This window comes from Rhizobium sp. 05N49 (assembly GCF_056396805.1).
This window is the reverse complement of record NZ_JBFTME010000012.1, coordinates 1-21,625: the sequence shown is the minus strand read 5'-3', so window position 1 is coordinate 21,625 and position 21,625 is coordinate 1. Positions and strand designations below refer to the sequence as shown.

The following is a 21,625-nucleotide window of genomic DNA, read 5'->3' as shown; positions in this document are numbered from 1 at the left end:
AGTGTGGTAATGAGTGACGCCGTCCCGCGTGACATGAAAGACAATGTCTTTCCTGTGCCCATCCAGTACCTGGATCTTTTGGATGACGTCCGTGCGGATGCGCGGGCGGTCGCTGCCGGCTTGGTCGTCTTCACCTCCGACGGCCTTCCCGTCGGTCAGGCCTTTATCAAAGGGCCAGAAGACCTGACCGAACTGGCAGCACACACCGTACTGCCAGAGACCACTGAACACGCCCGGACTGTAATGCAGACGCCAATCAGGAACCGCGACGTCAGCCTCCTGATCTGCACCAAGGACCGGCCGGATGAACTGGCCAGATGTCTCGCATCGATCCCGAACCAGTCTCTGCCGCCGGTTGAGGTCATCGTCGTCGACAACGCCTCAGCCGACGACGGCACGCGCCGCGTCGTGGAGGCGGCCGGCGCGACTTATGTGCGTGAGGACAGAATAGGCCTGGACTTCGCTCGCAATGCGGCCGTCCGCGCGGCAAGTACCGAGTTCGTGGCCTTCACGGATGACGACGTGGTCCTGCATGAACGCTGGCTAGAAAACCTGATGAAGGCCTTTGACCGGCCCGAGATCGGATGCGTTACCGGCCTTGTCCTTCCCGGAGAGCTTTCCACGCCCGCGCAACTGATCTTCGAAACCCATTGGGGATTTGGCAGAGGCTATAAGCGCCTGGATTTCGGTCCGGACTTCTATCGCCAGAGCGCACCATACGGGGCGCCTGCCTGGCTGATCGGCGCTGGCGCAAGCCAGGCGTTCCGCCGTCAGGTGTTCAACGATATCGGATTGTTCGACGTCCGGCTGGATATGGGCGCGGCGGGGTGCTCGGGCGATTCCGAATTCTGGAATCGACTTCTGCATCACGGTCGCACCTGCCGCTACGAGCCAACGGCGGTTTCCTGGCATTTCCATCGCAAGGAGATGAAAGGGCTCGCCAAGCAGATCCGCCAATATATGAGTGGCCATGTGGCTGCCTTGCTGGTCCAGTACCAGAACACCGGAAACCGGGGAAATCTGCGGCGCATCCTCGTCGCCCTGCCACGATACTATTTTCGAAAGTTGAGGAAACGGCTGCCCAAGGGAGCGACCTCGGATGACTTCTTTCTCAAGGAGGAAATGCTGGGATGCGTCAACGGCGCCTGGTATGTCCTGCGCCGCTGGAAGATGCCGGCATGGTAACAGTATCAAAGCCTGTCATATCGTTCCTGATCCCCGCATATAACGCGGCGGAAACTCTGGCCGACTGCTTGGGCAGCTTGCAGAGACAGTCGGTATCAAACTGGCAGGCAGTGGTCGTCGACGACGGTTCGAAAGACGATACCTGGAATGTGCTCGAAGGCCTGGCGAAATCGGACAGCCGGATCCTGGTCCATCGTCAGGCGAATGGCGGCGCATCCGCAGCGCGCAACGCAGCCGCCCGTTTTGCGACCGCTCCTCTGCTGTGCATGCTCGACGCCGACGACTGGCTGGATCCTGCATTCATTCAGAACATGCTACCGGTCGCCGCCGATGGTCTGAAACCGGTCATTGCCTATTGCAGCTATCGCCGCGTCACGCCAGACGGCCGGAAGCTAGGCATCGAGACACCTCCCGATCTCACAGGAGACAGGGCAAAGCGGGAATTCTCGTCGTTCTGTGCTCTAGCGATTCATGCAGTGGTCTTTCCCAAAGACCTTTTCGTCAGCATGGGCGGTTTGGATGTCGAACTGCAAACTTGCGAGGAATGGGATCTCTGGCTCCGCATGGCATTTGCGGGAGCTGCGTTCCGACAGGTCGAGGGGTGCTTTGCCTTCTATCGCATGAAGACCGGTTCTCTCTCCAGAAATCCGTTCAAAACGGTGAGGGATGCAATCCGCGTTACCACCAGCGCGCAAGAGCTGCGCTTGAAAGAGGGACTTTCGCAGTCCGATGAGGATGCCCAATGGACCGCACCTGCGCTCGGTCAATTGCGCATGCTTGCCTGGGCCGCTTCCGTCAACCTGTGCACGGGAACCGATCTTGCCGAGCTGGCGAAACTTCTTCCCCAATTCCCGAATGCCTCGGGCTACGAGAGCTTCCTGGCCGAGGTGATATTGCACGGGTTGAAGGTCGGCCAGGAAGTTGAACGTGATTCCGATCTTATCGCGTTGCTTGAGCGCTGGAAGCCAGCGTTCCTCGACCTTGTACAATTGCTTGAGCGGCACTCTCTTCCCGGAACCGGACGCCGGATAGAAGAGCTCACTGTCTGGCCGATCTCTGCGGCTGACCGGTCTCGCTCCTTCGCGCTCGGCCATCTGCAGGTGGTGGCAACCGACATCGGCAAGCTAGCCTTGATCAGAAGGGCGGACGAGGCCGATACACTGCTGCTGCATCTCTATGCCGGTCGGCACCATGTCGGATCGCATGTCGCCGCCCTGTGGGGAGACTTATCCATCCGCGCCCAGGCCGATCTGATCATCAATGAACTAAAGACCGCAGATCGTTTGCCGACACCTTTGACATTTTCCTATGCGCGCACTTGGGCAACTGGAGCCATCCGCAATGCGAGGGTTTTCAGCAAAATTATGAGGCAGCGTCGCGGACGGCGAAGGCAACTCAACCATCTCTTCAAAACGATCCAGGTAACCGCACTCGTCGGGCCGGCAGCGAACGCGCGAGAGGATGATGCAGGCATGCCCGAGGCGAGCTCGCATTCCAAGCATCCACTCGTGGTAACTGTGTCCAGCGACGTGTCTCCTGACGTGGAAGACAAGCAAGCGTATCTATCCGAAGCAGCGACGAAGAAGGAATATTGGGAACGTTTTTTCGAGCGCCCGGACCCCTGGAACTATGTCTCAGTATACGAACAGGTCAAATACGAGCAGACGCTGAGCCTCATTCCTGATGGTGTCGGGAAGGCTCTGGAGCTCGCCTGCGCTGAAGGACTATTCACGATAAAACTCGCACAAAAGGTCGGTTTCGTGACGGCCGCCGACATTTCCAGCCGCGCGGTTGAAAGAGCAACCGCGAGATGCCGCGACCTTCCGAATGTGGAGCTTCGCGTCCTGGATTTCGTCGAAGGCGAACTTCCGCCCGAACAGGATCTCGTCGTTTGCTCGGAGGTCCTCTATTTCATCGACGATGAAGCGAGCCTCGAACAGGTGTGCCGGAAGATCGCCGCCGCCTTGACACCGGGGGGCTGCCTTGTCACGGCACACGCCCATCTCCGGCGCGACGAGCCCGACAGAACCGGTTTCGACTGGGACAATCCGTTTGGCATGGGGACGATCAAGAAGGTCCTGTCAAACCTGCCTGATCTTGTGCTTGAGGAAACGATCGAGACCGAGCTTTACGCAATCCATCGGTTCGCAAAGCGCAATACGGCAACGCCAGTCGTGCATATCGCGGCCCATGGCGTGCCTCTCGATGCGAACGTCGCCAAATACATTATCTGGGGACCGGCAGGCGTCGATCGCGAGGTCGCGTGGGCGAATGAGGTCGTGACCTCGATCCCGGTGCTCATGTATCACAGGGTCGCACTTGACGGTCCGGACTCGCTCCGTCGCTTCCGGGTGCCTCCGGAAACCTTCCGTCAACAGATGCAGTTCCTCCGGCGGCAGGGCTACTATGCGCTGACGGCCGAGAGCCTGACCAATCTGTTGCGTCAAGGCAAACCTATCCAGGGCCGACCCGTCGTTCTGACCTTTGACGACGCCTATCTCGATTTTCTCACTGATGCCTTTCCGATCCTGGCGGAAAACGGGTTCAGTGCAGACGTCTTCGTGGTGACGGATAAGGTGGGCGGCAGGTCGGATTGGGATGCCCGCTACGGGGATACGGCACCGCTGATGTCCTGGGGCGATATCCAGAGCCTGCACCGACAAGGCATCCGCTTCGGGTCTCATCTCGCGTCTCACAGGCCGGCAAGTTCGCTTGATAACGCGACATTGCTCGACGAGGCCGCTCTTTCGCGCGATGCACTGGAAAGCCGGCTCTGCGAGCCCGTGAGGTCCATCGCCCTACCCTTCGGCTCCATCGATTTCCGTGTTCCCGGCATCCTTGTTCGCGCGGGCTACGAGATCGGCTTTTCAACCAAGCCCGCGAGGACGAGCTTTGTTGACCACCCCTTGTCTCTGCCACGCCTCGAAGTTCGCGGCGACCTTCCTCTCAAGGCCTTTGCCGAAATGATGGGCCAACCCGACGCTTTCATCGGATAGCGCGCCATGAATGTCGATCCCCTCCCCTTGGTCACTGTTGTTATTCCGGCCTACAACGCGGCAAGGACGCTCGTAGATACACTTCGAAGCGTCTCGAGCCAGACCCACGAAAGCCTGGAAATCCTCGTGGTCGATGATGGCTCGCAGGATGGGACCTACGAACTGGCAATCGATTATCGGCTCCAGGATTCACGCGTCAGGGTCCTGAGGCAGGAAAACGGCGGTGTGGCTCGCGCCCGCAACGCGGCAATCGGCGAAGCGATCGGCAGTTACATTGCCCCCATCGATGCCGACGATCTCTGGCATCCGCGCAAAATCGAATTGCAACTCCGGGCGCTCGCAGGCCTTCCCGACGGGCGCGGCGTCGCCTACAACTGGTATGCGGCCATCGACGCGAATGGCGTGATTTTCGCTCATTCGAGCCCGGTTTTGTACAAGGGCGACGTCTTCGAAATCATGATACGGGAAAATTTTATCGGTAACGGCAGCACGCCGCTGATGCCGCGTGCGGATGTCCTGGCATGTGGTGGCTACGATCCGTCGCTGCGCGATCAGGATGCCGAAGGATGCGAAGACCAGAAGCTTTATTTGGCGCTGGCCGAAAGGCTGCCTTTCACCCCAGTCCCTGATTTTCTGACGGGATACCGTTTCACTCAGGGGAACATGTCGAGCAATGCCTGTCGCATGCTGAGATCACATGCCCTGGTGATGGCAGAGGTAAAAAAACGCCATCCGCATCTTGCCGCCGCCGCCGCCACCGCGGAATTCGATACGGCGCGATGGTATTTCCATAAGGCGCTTTCCAGCAAAGACCACGATCAGCTCAGAAAGCTCGCGCCGATGATTGCTGGGCGGTTCCCCGTGAGGCTTGCTAGGCATGGGGCCAGCCTTGTCTGGCACTCAGCCAAACGCCGGGCACGACGATTGGCAAGACGCCTGACGGGGAAGCGCCCTGCCCCGCAGGCCGCAGATACAATGGCCGTTATCGCCCTCTCCGAGAATGGCACCTCATTCCATGCTCGTTTTGAAACGGAAGCTGTTGGTCAGAGCGGCGTCTTAGCCAAACCACGCGGGAATGGCTTATGACAACGCAGCAAGACTCCGTATCCACCAAGTCGGCCAGACCCTTCAATTTGGTCATCGCAGCTCGATTCCGTGAGCTCCTGAAACTCGTGCCGTCGCTTCGGCTGAAGACGTCGGTAATGGTCGTGATCGGTATCCTGAGCGGCCTGATGGAAATGGTCGGGATCACCTTTCTGGTGAGCCTCGTTTTTGTTCTCGGCCAGCAAAGCCCCTCAACCGGCGTTGCGATCCCTGGGCTTCCGGCATTCTTCGGTGGGTTTGAAGCTGCGATATCGAAATCGATGCTAGTCGCCATCCTCGTCTGCGCGATCATCCTCAGGATCGTTCTTGGCTTCGCCAATTCGATCATCGCGAGCGCCGTCAGCCATCAAATCAGCGGCAGCATCCGCCATCGTCTCTATTCAAAAATCCTGACGATCCCATTTCAACGCTTTCAGCGCTACGAACGCAGCGATCTGATGAATGTCATCGCAACGGAGTCCTATGCGGTCGCTTCGGCTCACGCGAGCTTGGTACGCCTGGGTATCAATCTCGGGACCATCATCATCTTCGGTACCGGGATGCTCGTGATGGCATGGCCGATCGCCGTGCTCGGCCTTATTTTCGGTGTGGTCCATAATCTGACCCTTGGCCTGTTTGCCGAGACCTATCGGCGCACAGGCGCGGCCGCCATCTCGGCGATGGAGGACCTGACCCAATTAACCTGGACCACATTGCAGACCGTAAAGGCAGTGAAAAGCTTCGGCCTGGAAAAGCGCCACGAAAGCAGTTTCGATGCCCTTTCAACAGATGTCGGGAAAACCTGGTCCCATTCCGACAAGATGGGTGCGATAACCTCGCTTTTGAGCGAGGCGCTGACATTCGGCGTAGTCCTGACGATCATTCTGTCTTCGCAATTTCTGCCGGTGGATTTCCGTGCAGCCTTGTCGGCGACCATCCTCCTCTACAGGCTTCAACCATATATCAAGGAATTCGATTCCCAGATCCTTGGCCTGCATGCCCTGGAAGCCCCCTTGCAGAACGTTATGGCGGTAATTTCCGAGGCGGATGATGCGAGGCAGGTTGCCTGCGGAGAAAAGCTCAGACATCTGCAGCAGGAGATCGTTTTCCATGATGTTTCCTTCTCTTATGAAGGCAGCAGCGCTCCCGCCGTCAGCCATGTGAGCTTCTCCATCAAAACAGGAGAAACAACCGCACTGACGGGGCCAAGCGGCTCCGGCAAGACAACGATCCTCAACATGCTGCTCGATCTCATCCAGCCGAGCGAGGGGCGCATAACTCTCGATGGCCGGGATCTTTCAACCATCGAGCGACCGAGCTGGTTGCGACTGCTCTCCGTCTCGGGCCAGGACGTCGAGTTGATGGAAGGCACGGTTCTGGACAACATCCGGTTCCGCCGCGAAATTTCCGAGGAGGATGTCCGTTGGGCGGCGGATATGGCTTGCGCCACAGAATTCATCGAGAAACTGCCCGCCGGCTTCGACGAATGGCTGGGCGATGAGGCAATCAGGCTTTCTGGCGGCCAGCGGCAACGCATTGGCCTGGCGCGCGCACTCGCCGGTCGACCTGAAATATTGCTACTCGACGAAGCCACCAATGCGCTCGATGAGGCGACCGAAGCGCGGGTGCTTTCCCTCCTGCTTGGGGAATACCGGACTAGGACACTGATCATCGTCACTCACCGATCGTCTGTCGCCAGCCTGATGAAGCATCAGATCTGCCTCGTCCCGGCGGGGATATAAGGAAGAGCCGATGGACCGAGGTGATGCTTTTCACTCCACCCAACCGTTGGTTTCGGTGGTCATTCCAGCCTTCAACGCTTCCCGCTATATTGAGCGCACGCTTCGGTCCGCCATGGCCCAGACCTATGCTGCGCTGGAGATCATTGTTGTCGATGACGGCTCCACGGATGACACGGCAAAACTGGTTGAGCAGATAGCGATGACGGATTCACGGATCCGCCTCCTGTCCACACCAAACCATGGTGTCGCCGCCGCAAGAAATACTGGAATCGATGCATCATCAGGTCGATATGTGGCATTCCTCGATGCCGACGATCTCTGGCACTCGACGAAGATCGAGAAGCAGGTAGACGCTCTCATCCGCTTATCCCCGCGATGGGCCGCGGTCTATGTGCTGCATTATATCATCGATCAGGACGATGAGATCATCGGGCTCGGCGGCTCCAAGATCGCTAGGGGCTATATCTACGCCCGGCATCTGAATTTTAAATATGTAGGGAACGGAAGCGCGCTTCTCGTCCGGCGGGACGCTGCGCTTGAGATTGGCGGGTTTGATAGCTCATACGCTGCAGAAGATATCGGAGGCTGTGAAGACCTCGATTTCGAACTCAGGCTTGCCGCGCGTTATTGCATGGAAGTCGTCCCCGAACGCCTGGTGGGATACAGGAAATATCCCGGCAATATGTCGTCCAACCACGCGCGGATGGGTCGAGGTGTTTTGGAAGTAATCAAGCGCTCGATCATCGCAAATCCGCAGCTTCCGAGATACGCGGCCAGGAGTGCTATCGCGCTTACTCAAAAATATGCGTTCCGGCAGTACAGAAGGGCAAGGCACCTGCGTCTGTCCATCGTGACCGCCTGGGCGATTTTTCAAAACCCGCGGTTCATGCTCAGCTTCGCATGGCAGGCTTACCTGCTTGTAATGAAGCAACGCCGTGCTCCCAAGCCAGATATTGCGAATGGTCAGCGGCAATTGAAAAAATCGAAATTCGACGAGCAAATCTCGCTTTCGGTTGAAAGCCCCGAGGAGACCCCGCGATCACGCCACCATATGATGCGACTGACTGCGGCGGATGCCAAGCTCGGCTCAATCCGTGTGGGTGATGAGCACGTAGACATGCCCATCGCTGAAATCACCACGGGACCGCGTGACTTCTAATGCCCATCGGGCGGAACGTCGGCTTTGGGCGTGACATCCACGATGTTCTTGCGATGGAAGATGAAGAGGCCTGCCAGAACAATGATAACGGAGCCAATCAGAATCTGGCTGTCCGGCAATTCGCCGAAGAAAACATAGCCCAGCACGATTGCCCAGAGCAGCAGGCTGTATTGAAGCGGTGCAAGGAGGGAGGCCGGAGCGAGCTTCAGGGCGCGCGTGATCATCAAATGCGCGCTGCCCGCGACGACACCCAGCGCCAGCATCGCGATGAAGTCGAGGGAGGACATTGAACGCCAGTCGCCAATGCTCAGGATTAGACCGGTGACCAGGGCGCCGACTGTCTGCCATGTCACCAGCGTCGCATCGCTCGTTTGTCGCAACCGACGGCCGAGGATCAGTGTCAGCGCGAAGGACAGGCTGCCGATCAGACCGAAGATCGAGGGCCAGGATAACATTGCCGTTGAAGGTCTCAGGGCTACCAAGACCCCGACAAAGCCAATGATGACGGCTAACCAACGGCGCCAGCCGATCGTTTCGCCAAGGAAAAAATGCGACAGAGCGGCCACGTAGATAGGCCCGGCCATGTAGAAAGTCATGACGTCGGCGAGCGGAAGGTAGGCGACCGCGGCATAGAATAACGCAACATCCCCTGTCGTCAGGATGACTCGCAGGACCTGCAGAGGCACGCGCTCGACCTGAAACAACGTGCGAGGTCCTTGCCTGGCAATCATGGGAGCAAGGATGAGAAAGGAACCGAACGAACGTATCACCAGGACCTGACCGACCGCAAAGCTCGCCACCAGCCATTTGCCCATGGCGTCATTCAAGGAAAATAGGAGATCTCCGAGAAGCATCAGAAGCACGCCAAAGAGTACGGCGTTTCCTGCGGTGCGGCTGATGCTCAAATTCATGATTCGCCTCAATTGGTTAGGCATTCCGCCTGCCATAGAACTTCATCCTGGCGCCGTCGATCCTGGCAGACGATTTTCACGACAAATCTCTTATCATTCAGGGGAATTCGATGCCCTGTCCGGCACCGTCAACAGCATCGACGCCTGCGACACCGTCGTTAAAGTGATACTTTAAGAGCCGACGAAACAATCGGCATCAACTGTCGTCGCGATCACATTGAAAAGACTGCACACTTCTGCCCTTTCCCACATGATCGTCTTGTGGCAAAGGTGATATTCAACTCCTATAAAAGACACCATGAAGGCTATTTCAGGCACCAATCTCGAGCAGGCCAAGTCACACAACAGGCGTGTCGTGATCGAGGCTATCCGCACCAATGGTCCGCTGTCGCGCGCCGCAATCGCCCGCATGACAGCGCTGACGGCGCAGACGGTCTCGAACATCGTCGAGGAATTGCAGCGTTCCCACCTGCTCGTGCCCGCCAAAGCGCAGAAGCTTGCGCGCGGCCAACCGATCATCCCCTATTCGATCAACCCGCACGGTGCCTATTCCATCGGTCTCGAACTTGGCCGCCAGCGCGCCAGCGGTGTGCTGACTGATCTCTCCGGCGCCGTGTGTGCACGCATCGAGCGCCATGTCGAACATCCCGATCCCGAACAGGCCATGCCAGTCCTCGGGTCTATTGTCGAGGATCTGCAGCAGGCCTTCTCCTTCGACCGTAACAGGTTGCTCGGTGTCGGCATGGCCCTGCCCGGCCGTTATGCGGATGGCGGCGTCACCTCGCTGAGCCCACTGAACCTGCCCGGCTGGCAGGACTTCCCGGTTGGCTACGAACTGGAACGGCGCGTCAAGGTCCCGGTGCTCGTCGAGAATGACGCGACGGCGGCGGCTATTGGCGAACGCCTGCATGGTGTCGCCCGCGGCTTCAGCAGCTTCGTCTATCTCTTCCTTGCGGGTGGCGGCGGCATCGGCGCCGGGATGTTTCTCGATGGACACCTCTACAAGGGCAGCCGTCACAATGCCGGCGAGATCGGCCACATCATCGTCGAGCCGCACGGCCGGCTTTGCAGTTGCGGCAAGCGCGGGTGTCTCGACCGTTACGTTTCGCCGACCGTCGCTTATGAGGTTATGGGCATAACCAACGCGGATGAGCTTTCGCCCGACGATCTGGACGCGCTAATCGCCAGAAGCGGCGATGGCCTCGATACATGGTTGGATCAGGCCGTGCAGCCATTGCGACAGACTATCGATTTCCTCGAGCTTGCCTTCGATCCGCAGACAATTGTGCTCGGCGGCAGCATCTCGACCATGATGATGCGCCGGCTAGCCGAGCGGCTGGAGCCGTTGCACGTACCGATCGACCCCGCTGAAGAGAGAACCATTCCGCGTGTCATGATCGGCATGACCGGCAAGGATACAGCGATCCTCGGAGCGGCCGCCCTGCCGATCTTCTCGGAGACCAATCCGCGCTTCGACGTGTTGCAGAAGCCGGTCGGCTGATCTCCTCCTCGACCGAGAGGTGAAGATCAGCCGTCGCCGTCTCATCAATTGATCAGGACTGCTGCAGCCCGTAGAGCAGTGGCATCAGCCCTGCGAGTGCCTTGAACCGTTCCCAGGATTTCGCAGACGGCTTCGTCCAGCCCGTTTCGGCAAGTGCCGAAAGGCGCGGGAAGACGAGCCGGTCAAAGACGGCACGATCCGTCATCGGCTCGGACCAGATGCAGGCCTGGATACCGCGAAGCTTCTGCTTCTGAGTTTCAGTCCAGCCGCCCACCGGATCGAACGTATAGATCTTTTCGGCATCCGAGGTGCCGGCCCAGCTCGCACCCGGCTCGTCCCAATCCGGCCGCAGCGCCATGTCCAGATAATAGACCTGCCCAGGGCAGACGACGATCTCATAACCGCGATTGGCAAGCTCGGCGGCGACTTCAACATTGCGCCAGCTGCAAAGATAGCTCTTCGATTTGTCAATGACATCGCCATGCGCCGCTTCTTCCCAACCGCCGGTGATGCATCCCTTGGAGGCAAGGAAGCGCTGAACCCGCTCAAGAAACTCGGCCTGAAGGTAGGCAGCACCAGAACCATGGATATCGTCGGCACCATGAGTATTGGTAATGACATTCAGGCGCTTCGCATGCGCATCGGCAACCTCGTCACCGGCGAGCGAACGCAGATTTGTGAGCGCCTCCGGTGAGCCTGACCAAGCGCCGAGCGGCACTTCGTCGGCACCGATGTGGATGGTCTTGAAGGGGAACAGCTCGATGAGTTCCGAGAAGATCGTTTCGATCACCTCATAGGTCTTTTCACGAGCGGGGTTGATGCAATTATCGGGGAAGCCCTGAACGGAATAGTAGCTACCGGCCTCCTGCGGATCTCGCAGCTCCGGTATCGCCTGCAGCATTGCGTAGCAGTGGCCGGGTATATCGATCTCCGGTACGATTTCGATGCCGAACCCCTGGGCGTAAGCGACGATCTCGCGGATGGCGTCCTTGGTGTAATAGCCGCCTGTACGGGCCGGGCTGGAGCCGAGCAGCGGCGGCAGGGCAAGACCGTGGCCACGCCACGCACCGATCTCGGTCAATGCCGGATATGCGTCGATCTCCACGCGCCAGGCCTCGTCATCGGAGAGGTGCCAGTGGAAGCGGTTGAGTTTGTTCCAGGCGAGTACCGCCATCAGTTTCTTGATCTCCGCCTCGCCGTAGAACTGACGAGCAACATCCAGATGCAAACCGCGCCAGGCCATCGATGGTTCATCGACAATTTCGCCTGAAGCCGGGAACTGGAAAGTCTGTGGATGCAGGCGCGCACCCCGCCAGATCTGGCCGAGGGTCACGAGGCCGTAGAGAAAGCCGGTCTGGCCATTTGCCTCGACGGTGATCGCCTCCTCTTCGAATGTCAGCCGGTATGCCTCGGGACTGAGACCGGCAGACTTCTTCAAGCTGACAGTTGCAGCCCCTTCCGCAGGCGAGCGGACGATACCTTCGACGGCAAAGAGATGGGAGACCAGTGTCTTGAAGCTACCAGCTGCAGCTATCGCATCCGCATCTTCAGCCTGCAGTGCGAAGCCTGCCGGCAAGGGTCGCCGTGAAGCGACAGCCACATGATTCGGCCAGGGAATGATCGAAACCTGCACCGGCGCCATCGCCGGCACGGGGAAAATCTCCGCGCCACGCTTCAGGGGCGCATTGCTGGCAGATGACCGCGTAGGTTCGATCCCGAGCGAAACAGTGCTACCGTCGGCAAAAGCAAGATAGGCGCTGGTTGCACCATCCGTCCAATGGCGAAACTGCCAGCTCAGGGCGTGGACTGATATCGTCCAGGTCTCGCCCTTGCCGAGAACGAAACCTTCCGGCGGCTGGAATTCGGTGAAGTTCGACAGCCTTTTTAAAACGGTTGCCCCCTCCACACGTCCAGCGGGATCGACCCGTCCTGGGCCACTGACGCAGAGCGAGAAGCCCGAGAGTGGCTCGGCGGCCAGATTCTTGAGCTGCAGGACATAGGAGAAATCCTTGCCGTCGGCTGGTGGATTCCAGAGGGTTTCGAGCCGCAAGGCCGGATGTCGCGGTTTGGACATGATTGCTTCTTTCTGTTCGGATTGTCGTGATCAGCTCTTGAGCATGCCGGCATAGATGCCGGGAGCGGAATCGGGGATGGGAGTGGCGCCGACGGCTTTCTCGTAAAAGGCGGATGGGCCGACATCGCCGATGATCGCATAACCATAGCCCATGGTCTTCAGGTCGTTGAGGCTGGCAAAGAGCAGCGCCCTGCCGACGCCGAGCGCCCGCATGCTTTCATCGACACCGGTCGGCCCGAAGAAATCGGGAGCGGTCGCCTCGTGGCAGGCAAAGCCGACGAGCCTGCCTTCGCGCGTAGCGATGAAGCAGGTCGGCGGCTGGCGTGTCATCGCAACCGTTGCCTCGCTTGCCCACGCGTCGCCGAAATGCTCGCCGATCCAGCGGACAATCAGCTTCAGTTCAGGCGGCAGTGCCCGGCGGATAGTGACGCCCGCTTTTGCCATCGCGTCGGGTGATTTTGTGTCCTGCGGAAGAGTGGACAGGTTCACGAGATAATCCATTGGCGTATGTCCTGTTAGCTTTGGGCGCCGAGTGCGCGCATGAAATGATTGGGGCCGATCTGTTCGATCACCGTGGATTCCGGACGGCTGAGCGAACGGACGCGCTCTGCCTGCTCGAGGAAGCGTGCACTGCCGCCGGTCACGAAAGGGCGTCCGCCATCGGGCACCGCCGATAGCAGGAGCTGGGTATAGGGATGGCGGGGTTTGGAGAGCACTGTTTCTGTATCACCCCATTCGACCATTTGACCGGCAAACATCACGACGATCTCTTCGGCCACATGCGCCGCCGTTGCGATGTCATGGGTAATATAGAGCATCGCCAGTTCGTTCTCCCTCTTCACCCGGGCAAGCAGATCGAGAATGTCCTTGCGGATGGAAACATCGAGCATCGACGTCGGCTCGTCTGCAACCAGCACGCTCGGCGCGACCGCAAGAGCCCGGGCAATGTTGACGCGTTGCCGCTGGCCGCCGGAAAGCTCATGCGGGAATTTCTGCTTCGACACGGCCGGGTCCAAACCGACGCTTGTCAGCAATTCCGTAATGCCATCCTCAAGAGCTATCCGCGACGTGTCCTGGCTATGAAGTTGCAGTGGCCGGGAAAGATGATGACTGACCGTGAAGGCGGGGTTGAGTGACGAGAACGGATCCTGGAAGACCATCTGAACGTCCTTGCGATAGAGACGTTCATCCCTCGCCGTCCCCTGCGCGGTCAGATCCTGCTCGCGAAAGAATAGCTTGCCGCCGGTCGGCCGGTCGAGACGCGCGATGATACGGGCACAGGTCGTCTTGCCGCAGCCGGACTCGCCGACAAGCGCCAGTGCGCGGCCGGGATGGAGCGAGAAGGAAACGCCTTTCAGTGCATGCACCGGCCCGAATTGTCGCCTGATCTCTTCGATCCGTATGACGGGTGCGGCCGCGGACGGATGTGTCTCGGGCTTCATGCCAGTGCTCCTGAAAGATGGGGCGTGCTCGGAAGCTTGGGAATGGCGTTCCAGAGCTTGCGCGTATAATCATGCAACGGCGCCTGACTGACCTGGCTGACATCTCCGACCTCAACGAGCTCGCCCTTCAGCATGACGCCAATGCGCTGGCAGAGTTGCGCCATCAGATGCAGGTCATGGGTGATGAACAGCACCGAAAACCCGTAAGCTCGCTGCAGGTCGACGACCTGTTCGAGGATTTCGCGCTGCACGACGACATCGAGCGCCGTTGTCGGCTCGTCCATGATGATGAGCTCGGGCCTCAGCGCCAGGCAAATGGCGATGACAATGCGCTGTCGCATACCGCCCGAAAACTGATGCGGATAGTCGCTGATGCGCTGCGACGGTATGCCCACGAGCCGGAACATCTCCTCTCCGCGCGCCCGCGACTCCTGACGAGAGCAGCCGGTGTGCCTGTGAAGCACATCATGAAACTGCGCTTCGACCCGCATTAGCGGATTGAGTGAGTTCATCGCGCTCTGAAAGACCATGCCGATGCGCTTCCAGCGGATCTTCTGCAGATCGCGCTCGGGCATCTTCAGGAGATCCTGCCCATCCATGCGGATGCTGCCGCCGCTGATCCAGGCCGGGGCCTTGGACAGTCGCGTGATGGCATAGGCGATTGTGCTCTTGCCGCAGCCGGATTCGCCGGCAAGCCCGAAGATCTCGCCCTTGCCGATATTGAAGGAGACATCCTTGACGGCGCGGAACTCTCCCCTGTCGAGCAGGTAGTCGACATTGAGCTTTTCGATTTCCAGGAGATTGCCGCTCATCGGCGTGCCTCCAGTTCACGGTTGCGGGCACGGGTGAGCCGGAACCAGCGCGTCAGTGCCGGACCGGAGCGAAGCTGCGGATTGGCGATCTCGTCGAAGGTAAAGTTAAGCAGCGCAAGGCCGAGGCCGGTCAGCGCGATGCCGATGGCCGGCACGCCGACGTCCCACCACGCGCCGACCATGATCGCCGATGCATTCTGGGCATTATAGAGCATCGTGCCCCAGGAAACTTTCAGTGGATCGCCGAAGCCGAGATATTCGAGCGTCGTCTGTGCGACGATCGCGTAGATGATGCTGCCGACGAGGTTGATGCCGATCAGCGGCGTCAGGTTCGGCAGGATCTCGACGAAGATGATACGCCATGCCGGTTCGCCGATCATTTTCGATGCGGTGACAAAATCGCGGTTGCGCAGCGCCATGGTCTGAGAGCGCGTCATGCGCGCGCCCCATGGCCAGGAGGTCAGCGCGATGATGGTCATGATCGTCATCGGCCCGACCGTGCCGGCAAAGGAGGCAAGCAGGATCAGAAGCGGCATGTTTGGAACGACTAGAACTGCGTTTGTCGCAAGATCCAGCGCCGCGTCCGTCTTGCCTCCGGCGTAACCGGCGACGAGGCCGATCGCGGTGCCGATGACGGTGATGGCAATGCCCGTTGCAAAACCGACCGACAGCGAACTGCGGGCACCCCAGACGAACTGGCGATAGACGTCGCGGCCCATTTTCGTCGTACCAAGCACATGCTCGATGGAGGGTGGCTGGTGGGAACGGCCGACACGTGCGCCCGGCTCGCCAGGGGCGATGACGGGGGCAAGCAATGCCATCAGCCAGAGGCCGACGACGATGATCAGGCCGGCGACGGCCTTCTTCTGACGAAGAATGGATCTGAGCGTGAACCCCATTACACGGCATCCCGCAACCTGGGGTCGATGAACCCGTAGATGATATCGACGAGGAAATTCGCTCCGAGCGTTGCGAGCGTCATCAGCAGGAGCTGGCCCTGGATGACCGGATAGTCGCGAGCGATGCTTGCGGTATAGAGCGTCAAGCCGAGCCCCGGATAGTTGAAGACGATTTCGGTGACGATCGAGCCACCGAAGACGGCGCCGAGCATCAGCGCGAGGTTCGTCAGGACCGGAAGCATGGCATTGCGCGCGCCATAGCCGAACATGACGCTCAGATGGCTGAGGCCCTTTGCCCGGCCCATTGTGACGTAATCCTCCCCAAGCACCGAGATCATCGACGAGCGCATTGTCGTCTGAAACTCCCCGATCAGGAACGGCGACAGCGTCAGCACCGGCATGATGGCGTGGATGAAGACGCTGCCGGCGAAAGTGAAGTTGAACCCGGGATCGAGGTTCGGATCATAGGCGTAGCCGACGGGTAGCCACCGCAGCGACACACCGAACAAGAAGAGCGTCGTCAGACCCACGATGACAGGCGGCACCGAAATCATCACGACCGCGAGCGGAGAGACGATCGTGTCGAAACGTCCGCCGCGCCGCCAGGCGGAAATTGCACCCAGAACCACGCCGACGCTGAGCGAAAAAATGATGGCGGTGACGACAAGGAAAATCGTCCAGATTGTCGAGCGGCTGAGGACCTGGACAACCGTCTGAGGGTAATATTTGACCGAGACGCCGAGATCGAAGGTTGCAAGTCCCTTCAAATAGTCGACGAATTGCAGGAGCACCGGCTGATCGACTGCGCCGAAGCGTGCCTTGATCGCCTCGACGGCTGCAGGTGTCGCCCGCGGGCCGAGCTGCGCGACCATGGCATCGACGGGCGTCCCCGGCATAAGCCGGGGAAGTATGAAGTTCATCACGATGGCGAACGCCAGGGCGACTGCATAGACGCCAAGGCGCCGTCCGGAAACACGCATGTCCCTTGCCTCGCCGGTCTTATTGGACCGGCTTCAGGCGGAGCAGATGCATGAGGCGCATCCGGTTGTTATCGTGATCTTCCGGGTTCATGACCGGGTCCTTGTCGGTTACCCAGCCGGTAAAGCGCTTGCTGGAGAACTGATACCAGGTCGGGCCATTGAAGACAGGCACGACGGGGAAATCTTCGGCCACCAGCAGCTGAATGTCGTTGAAGATCTTCTTGTGATCATCATCGGACGTCGCCTTCAGATATTGATCGAAGAGCGCGTCGAGTTTCGGGTTGGAATAGCGCGAGGGAGCACCTGTGACGCGGCCGGCATAAGCCGTCGACAGGCTTTGGTAATAGCCGCGGAATGGAGTCGCCCCATCGGCACGCGAGTTCATAACGACCTCGAAACTACCGTCGAGAATCTGCTTGCGCCACTGTTCGTATTCCGGTGTCGTGACCGAAGCATTGATGCCGGCTGCGCGCAGGCCTTCGACGGCGATCTGCACGGCATCGATCCAGTCTGTCCAGCCATTGGGAACGATGATCGGGAAATTGATCGGCTTGCCGCTCGGCGTCGTACGAAAGCCGTCCGAACCCTTCTTGTAGCCTGCGTCGTCGAGGATCTTGCTGGCCTTCTCGGTATCAAAACCCATGAAGGCATCCTTGTCGCCTTCGGCAGCCTTGTTGCGCCAGCCTTCAAAGCGGGGCGGCAGGCCGGAGGCATGTTCGTTGACGGCGGGATAGCCGAAGCCGGCAATGTCGACCATCGACTTGCGGTCCATGGCGAGGCTGAAGGCGTGACGGAAGTTCAGATCCTTGTAGGCTTCCAGATTGCCCTCGTCCTTGCTCTTGAAGTTCATCTGGAAGGCGACGGTTTCAGCCGGTGGCTGCCAGTAGCCGTTGTGATCGGCGTCGAGCGCCACGAAGGTCTTGTCGATCTCGGGGATGAAAGAGCCGATCCAATCCATATTGCCTTCCGGCAGGATCGCGAGCATCTGGTCGTTGCCGGAAATCTGCGGCAGTCGCAGGCAATCGACATGCAACGAAGCGGCATCCCAGTAGTCCGGGTTACGGCACTGTTCATAAACCTGCGGCGTGAACCGGCGCACTTCCGTCATCGGACCGGAACCGATCGGCTTCTCATTCTTGAAAGCAACCGGATCTGAAACATCCTTCCAGACATGTTGGGGAACGACGGCAAGATCGGCAAGCGATTCCGGGAAGTCGGAATTGACGGCCTTGAGCTTGATCGTCACCTCCGTCGGCGACGGCGCCTCGACGGATGCAACGGTCTCGCCGACACCAACCGTGTCGAGCGCGGCATTCTTCAGCATCAGATCGATTGTGTACTTGACGTCAGCTGAGGTCAGCGGCTGTCCATCAGACCATTTCGCGCCGGGCCGCAATTCATAGGTGATCGACATCATATCGTCGGAAAACTTGTAGCTTGTCGCCAAGCGCCAGACCGGCTTGCCGCCATCCTGCGCGTTGAAGATGACCAGCGGCTCATAGATGAAATCCATGGTGCTCTGCCGACGACCGGCAAGATCGAACGGATTGAAGTTTTGCACCCAGCTCGACTGCTCTTCGATATGCATCGTCAGCACGGATTCGGCAGCCGAAGCAGCCGATATACCAAAGGTCATCACCACCGTCAGGGCGGTGGCCGCGGCCCAGGCGGCGCGCGCAGAAACACTGCGGATTACGCTCTTATCCAGTCCCATTTTTTCGTTCCCTTAGTTGTTATTTTTTGATTCAATCAAATTGATTTAATCAAGCTAACGCAAGGTTTCCGATCCGGTCAATCGGGTGGAAACTAAAAATTTCGGCTTCCTGGAAACTGAATTCTTCTGTGCTAATACACATCGCGGCAAACGGCTCAACAACTGTGGCACGGCCTGACAAATCAAATTGTCATACTTATTGTGCGTCGCGAAAAGTCTCGCGCAAGCGTCACCGATCATTCTGGATCTGTTGAAATGTGATTATTTGATCCAGCTATATTGAAGCCATGACGGCCCGCTTTTCAGTACCCTCTAGCCGTCCAGCACCCGCTGGACGGCTATTCCACCGATCATCAGTTCGGATCAGCTTCTTAAAATCCTACCGGAAAACCTTCGAACGGTTTGATTTCCTTGAGAACAAACGTGGTCTGCATTTCCTTGGGCGCGGCAGGCGGCGCACGACCGACATGGCGAAATCGGCATAGGAATCGAGATCAGCCGAGACGACCTGCAATAGAAAATCCGAATCTCCGGCAATGCTATAACAAGCGACGACTTCCTGTAGCCGTGCAACCTCGGCGGCAAAGGCGTCCGCCTCTGCCTCGTTGTGACCATCTATCTTCACTCGGATGAAGGCAAGGACGCCGAGCCCGAGTTTGCGCCGGTTGAGATCGGCCTTGTAACCCCGGATCACACCTGTCTCTTCAAGCTGCCGCACCTTTCGCCAGCAAGGGGATGTGGACATGCCGACACGCTCGGACAATTCCTGATTTGTCAGTCGTCCCTCGGCCTGCAGGCTCGAAAGGATTTTCAGTTCAACCGGCTCAAATGTCGTCATGGGAAGCATCTACCTACAAATTGCACAAAGCAGGTCGATCCTACCAAGTATCGGCCAAGGACAGCAATATCAGACAGGATTGTTCTGCTGCGATCACTTAGGCTGTCGCCATCGTAATCTCAGGTCTTTCAGATGCTCTCCGATATCCGCATTGCCATTGTCGTCGACCCCAAACTCCCGTCCGCTCTCATTGCAAATACAGTCAGCGCCATCGGCATTGGCGTAGGCGCCAAAATGCCGCTCCTTGGCGCCGAGAGGCTCAGCGACCGTGCTGGCAGGGCCACCGATATCGTCTCCAATCGACCGGTGCCGATCCTGCAGGCCGATGGCGAGACGATCCGACAGATCCTGTTGAAGGCGCTGAACCAGCCGGAGGAACACGCCATCGTACCGTTTCCTGGTTTTGCCCGGTCACTGCACGACTATACTGACTACCAGCGTCAGTTCCCGAACAGGGACTTGAGCGATGAGGAGATCGATGGACTGGGTCTTGCCGGACCGGCTAAATGGGTAAGGTCGCTGACCGGCTCCCTGAAATTGCTGCGGTAAATTGCCGGGCATACACAAGTGCAGGTTTTGTTGTCGCCGCGACATGTTTGGTGGTGCAAAGCAAGATTTCATTCGATAACCAAGGCCCACCGGTTAGGAGTGGATCATGGGCGCCCTTCGAGTTCTTGGCAGGCAATCATCCATCAATGTTCGTAAGGTGCTGTGGACCTGCGAAGAGATCGGCATCGACTATGTGCAGGAAGATTGGGGAACGGGATTTGCCTCGACCAGCACACCGGAATTCCTTGCGCTTAATCCGAATGGTCTCGTGCCGGTCATCGATAGCGATGACGGCATCCTGTGGGAGTCCAATACGATCTGCCGTTATCTTGCGTCCAGGTATGGCCGCGACGATCTCCTGCCACCCTCCCCATGGAGACGGGCGCTCGTCGAACGATGGATGGATTGGCAAGCAACGGAGCTCAACAGTGCCTGGCGCGGTGCATTCCAGGGCCTTGTGCGCAAGGACCTCGCCTATTCCGACCCCTCCGTCATTGCCGACAGCGCCAGGAACTGGAATCGCAAGATGGAAATCCTGGAGAACACCCTCGCGACGACGGCACCTTTCGTAGCGGGAGACGAATTCACGCTGGCCGACATCCTGATCGGCCTTTCGGTCAACAGATGGTTTCACACGCCCATCGAACGACCCAGGTTACCGGCGGTTACAGCCTATTTCGAGCGCCTCAAGGAACGACCGTCCTTCCGCCGCGGCGGGTACGACATGTTCCCGTAGATATCGGGCATCCGACAACGCCAAGTGGCGCTGTCTCGCCTATTGTTGTTTGGGCGCAGGTGCCTGTTGGGGTGTGTCGCCCGGTCGAATGACCGGCATGTCCCCGGTTGGAGGGGCCGGTTCAACCATCCCGCGATCGCCCGTCGGCGGAGGCGTCAATACGCCTTTGCAGCGAGATATCTTGCTTTCCGATCCCTCATTCTCCGTCTGCCGATCGGTCTCGACTGACGACGGGTTATCGGCCTGACATCCCGGTTGCTGCTCCTTGCTGCCGGCTTGGCTCATGGCAGTATGGGGAGCGGCGATGAAAAGCCCGAAGGCAAGCCCAAACAAGAATGGCTTACAGGAAAGGCGATGCATCGGCTGCCTGGCCAACGGTACTTGCCGCAAAGTCCACATCGGTGTCACTCCCGGTTCGCCCAACCTGCGTTGATCTGCAGGCAGGTCATCGCTTCCCTTCGCGAACGCGAATGCCTGGCTTGCCAATCGGCATCAGGCGGGGATCGTTGATGCCCGGCCTTATGGCATCCTGCTCGCTCGACCCCTTGATAGGCGGGCCGCGCCCGACCTTGTTTTCCGGGGCGTCTGGAGGTGTTTCCAAATGTTCGCGATGTTGCTTGTCGAGTTTGGTCATAACCGGCCTCATTGCATCCGATCAATCGTGTGTCTGGCCAGGTATCCCGGGGCAGTTTTTCGCGCATGAGCGCGGATTGGTATCGCCAACGCCAGGGCGAAAAAGCCACAATGAACACCCATTTTGCCGGACACCGTCTTGCGATTGACGCTCTTTATGTTCAGTCCAACCAGCACGAACTTCGAAAGTTCCGGACAGAGAGAGGATTCGACCCTCGGAATTGTCGGGCGAAATGAGAAATTGACCCCCTAACGAAACGTAGAACTGACCCCTCGTGTCAAACGAGGAGAGATGGATGACGACTGAGATTTCGGCGCATGCTGCATTGTCGCGAACGATGCAGGGCGGGGATATGCTTCAGGCTGATGAG

The 21,625-nt window shown here is 58.8% G+C and carries 17 protein-coding genes and 1 pseudogene; 8 read left to right on the top strand and 10 right to left on the bottom strand.

Annotation, left to right across the window (positions count from 1 at the left end; all coding sequences use genetic code 11):
- Positions 1-9 precede the first annotated feature (9 nt).
- Genes AC1DF8_RS22730 through AC1DF8_RS22710 form a run of 5 tightly spaced genes read left to right on the top strand, consistent with a single transcriptional unit; the run spans position 10 to position 8,165 of the window.
- Entirely contained in the window at positions 10-1,185 is a 1,176-nt protein-coding gene (locus tag AC1DF8_RS22730) for a glycosyltransferase family 2 protein (RefSeq protein ID WP_478155124.1), read from the top strand.
- Positions 1,179-4,181, top strand: a complete 3,003-nt coding sequence (locus AC1DF8_RS22725) for a glycosyltransferase (RefSeq protein ID WP_478155123.1) — start codon at positions 1,179-1,181, stop codon at positions 4,179-4,181. The genes AC1DF8_RS22730 and AC1DF8_RS22725 overlap by 7 nt, the downstream gene beginning before the upstream one ends.
- Before the next feature lie 6 nt (positions 4,182-4,187).
- Positions 4,188-5,267, top strand: coding sequence for a glycosyltransferase family 2 protein (locus AC1DF8_RS22720; RefSeq protein WP_478155121.1), 1,080 nt, complete (start codon positions 4,188-4,190; stop codon positions 5,265-5,267).
- A complete protein-coding gene (locus AC1DF8_RS22715) occupies positions 5,264-7,006 on the top strand; it encodes an ABC transporter ATP-binding protein (RefSeq protein ID WP_478155120.1) in 1,743 nt (580 codons plus the stop codon). The genes AC1DF8_RS22720 and AC1DF8_RS22715 overlap by 4 nt, the downstream gene beginning before the upstream one ends.
- 10 nt (positions 7,007-7,016) lie before the next feature.
- Positions 7,017-8,165 carry a glycosyltransferase family 2 protein gene (locus tag AC1DF8_RS22710; RefSeq protein ID WP_183850350.1) on the top strand — a complete coding sequence of 383 codons (1,149 nt, stop codon included), beginning with the start codon at positions 7,017-7,019 and terminating at the stop codon, positions 8,163-8,165.
- Here the strand turns inward: AC1DF8_RS22710 and AC1DF8_RS22705 are convergent.
- Positions 8,162-9,076: a DMT family transporter gene (locus tag AC1DF8_RS22705; RefSeq protein ID WP_183850559.1), complete on the bottom strand. Its 915-nt coding sequence runs from the start codon at positions 9,074-9,076 to the stop codon at positions 8,162-8,164. The two genes, AC1DF8_RS22710 and AC1DF8_RS22705, sit on opposite strands and share 4 nt — an antisense overlap.
- Positions 9,077-9,374: 298 nt before the next feature.
- On the opposite strand from AC1DF8_RS22705, the gene AC1DF8_RS22700 reads away from it, so the two are divergent.
- Positions 9,375-10,577 (top strand): ROK family transcriptional regulator, encoded by a 1,203-nt coding sequence (locus AC1DF8_RS22700; RefSeq protein WP_478155117.1) that lies wholly within the window; start codon positions 9,375-9,377, stop codon positions 10,575-10,577.
- Positions 10,578-10,629: 52 nt separating this feature from the next.
- Here AC1DF8_RS22700 and AC1DF8_RS22695 read toward each other — a convergent pair whose 3' ends face one another.
- From AC1DF8_RS22695 to AC1DF8_RS22660, 8 genes and pseudogenes are all read right to left on the bottom strand, one after another.
- On the bottom strand, positions 10,630-12,651 hold the full coding sequence (locus AC1DF8_RS22695) for a beta-N-acetylhexosaminidase (protein WP_478155115.1): 2,022 nt from the start codon (positions 12,649-12,651) through the stop codon (positions 10,630-10,632).
- 30 nt (positions 12,652-12,681) lie between these two features.
- Positions 12,682-13,152, bottom strand: coding sequence for a GNAT family N-acetyltransferase (locus AC1DF8_RS22690; RefSeq protein ID WP_478155113.1), 471 nt, complete (start codon positions 13,150-13,152; stop codon positions 12,682-12,684).
- 14 nt (positions 13,153-13,166) lie between these two features.
- On the bottom strand, positions 13,167-14,093 hold the full coding sequence (locus tag AC1DF8_RS22685; protein ID WP_478155111.1) for an ABC transporter ATP-binding protein: 927 nt from the start codon (positions 14,091-14,093) through the stop codon (positions 13,167-13,169).
- Positions 14,090-14,905 (bottom strand): ABC transporter ATP-binding protein, encoded by an 816-nt coding sequence (locus tag AC1DF8_RS22680; RefSeq protein ID WP_478155109.1) that lies wholly within the window; start codon positions 14,903-14,905, stop codon positions 14,090-14,092. The genes AC1DF8_RS22685 and AC1DF8_RS22680 overlap by 4 nt, the downstream gene beginning before the upstream one ends.
- Positions 14,902-15,804, bottom strand: coding sequence for an ABC transporter permease (locus AC1DF8_RS22675; protein ID WP_183886315.1), 903 nt, complete (start codon positions 15,802-15,804; stop codon positions 14,902-14,904). The genes AC1DF8_RS22680 and AC1DF8_RS22675 overlap by 4 nt, the downstream gene beginning before the upstream one ends.
- Complete coding sequence (locus tag AC1DF8_RS22670) at positions 15,804-16,784, bottom strand: ABC transporter permease (RefSeq protein ID WP_112970310.1); 981 nt, start codon at positions 16,782-16,784, stop codon at positions 15,804-15,806. Before AC1DF8_RS22670 ends, AC1DF8_RS22675 begins: the two co-directional genes overlap by 1 nt.
- Positions 16,785-16,803: 19 nt before the next feature.
- Positions 16,804-18,498, bottom strand: coding sequence for an ABC transporter substrate-binding protein (locus AC1DF8_RS22665; RefSeq protein WP_113114308.1), 1,695 nt, complete (start codon positions 18,496-18,498; stop codon positions 16,804-16,806).
- A 371-nt stretch (positions 18,499-18,869) separates the two neighbouring features.
- Positions 18,870-19,336 (bottom strand): annotated as a pseudogene (locus tag AC1DF8_RS22660) (Lrp/AsnC family transcriptional regulator).
- Positions 19,337-19,468: 132 nt separating this feature from the next.
- Here AC1DF8_RS22660 and AC1DF8_RS22655 point away from each other — a divergent pair.
- Positions 19,469-19,885 (top strand): DUF2000 domain-containing protein, encoded by a 417-nt coding sequence (locus tag AC1DF8_RS22655; protein WP_112970308.1) that lies wholly within the window; start codon positions 19,469-19,471, stop codon positions 19,883-19,885.
- A gap of 106 nt (positions 19,886-19,991) precedes the next feature.
- Entirely contained in the window at positions 19,992-20,621 is a 630-nt protein-coding gene (locus AC1DF8_RS22650; protein ID WP_478155106.1) for a glutathione S-transferase family protein, read from the top strand.
- A 445-nt stretch (positions 20,622-21,066) separates the two neighbouring features.
- Here AC1DF8_RS22650 and AC1DF8_RS22645 read toward each other — a convergent pair whose 3' ends face one another.
- Positions 21,067-21,255, bottom strand: a complete 189-nt coding sequence (locus AC1DF8_RS22645; protein ID WP_112970307.1) for a hypothetical protein — start codon at positions 21,253-21,255, stop codon at positions 21,067-21,069.
- Between the last annotated feature and the right edge of the window lie 370 nt (positions 21,256-21,625).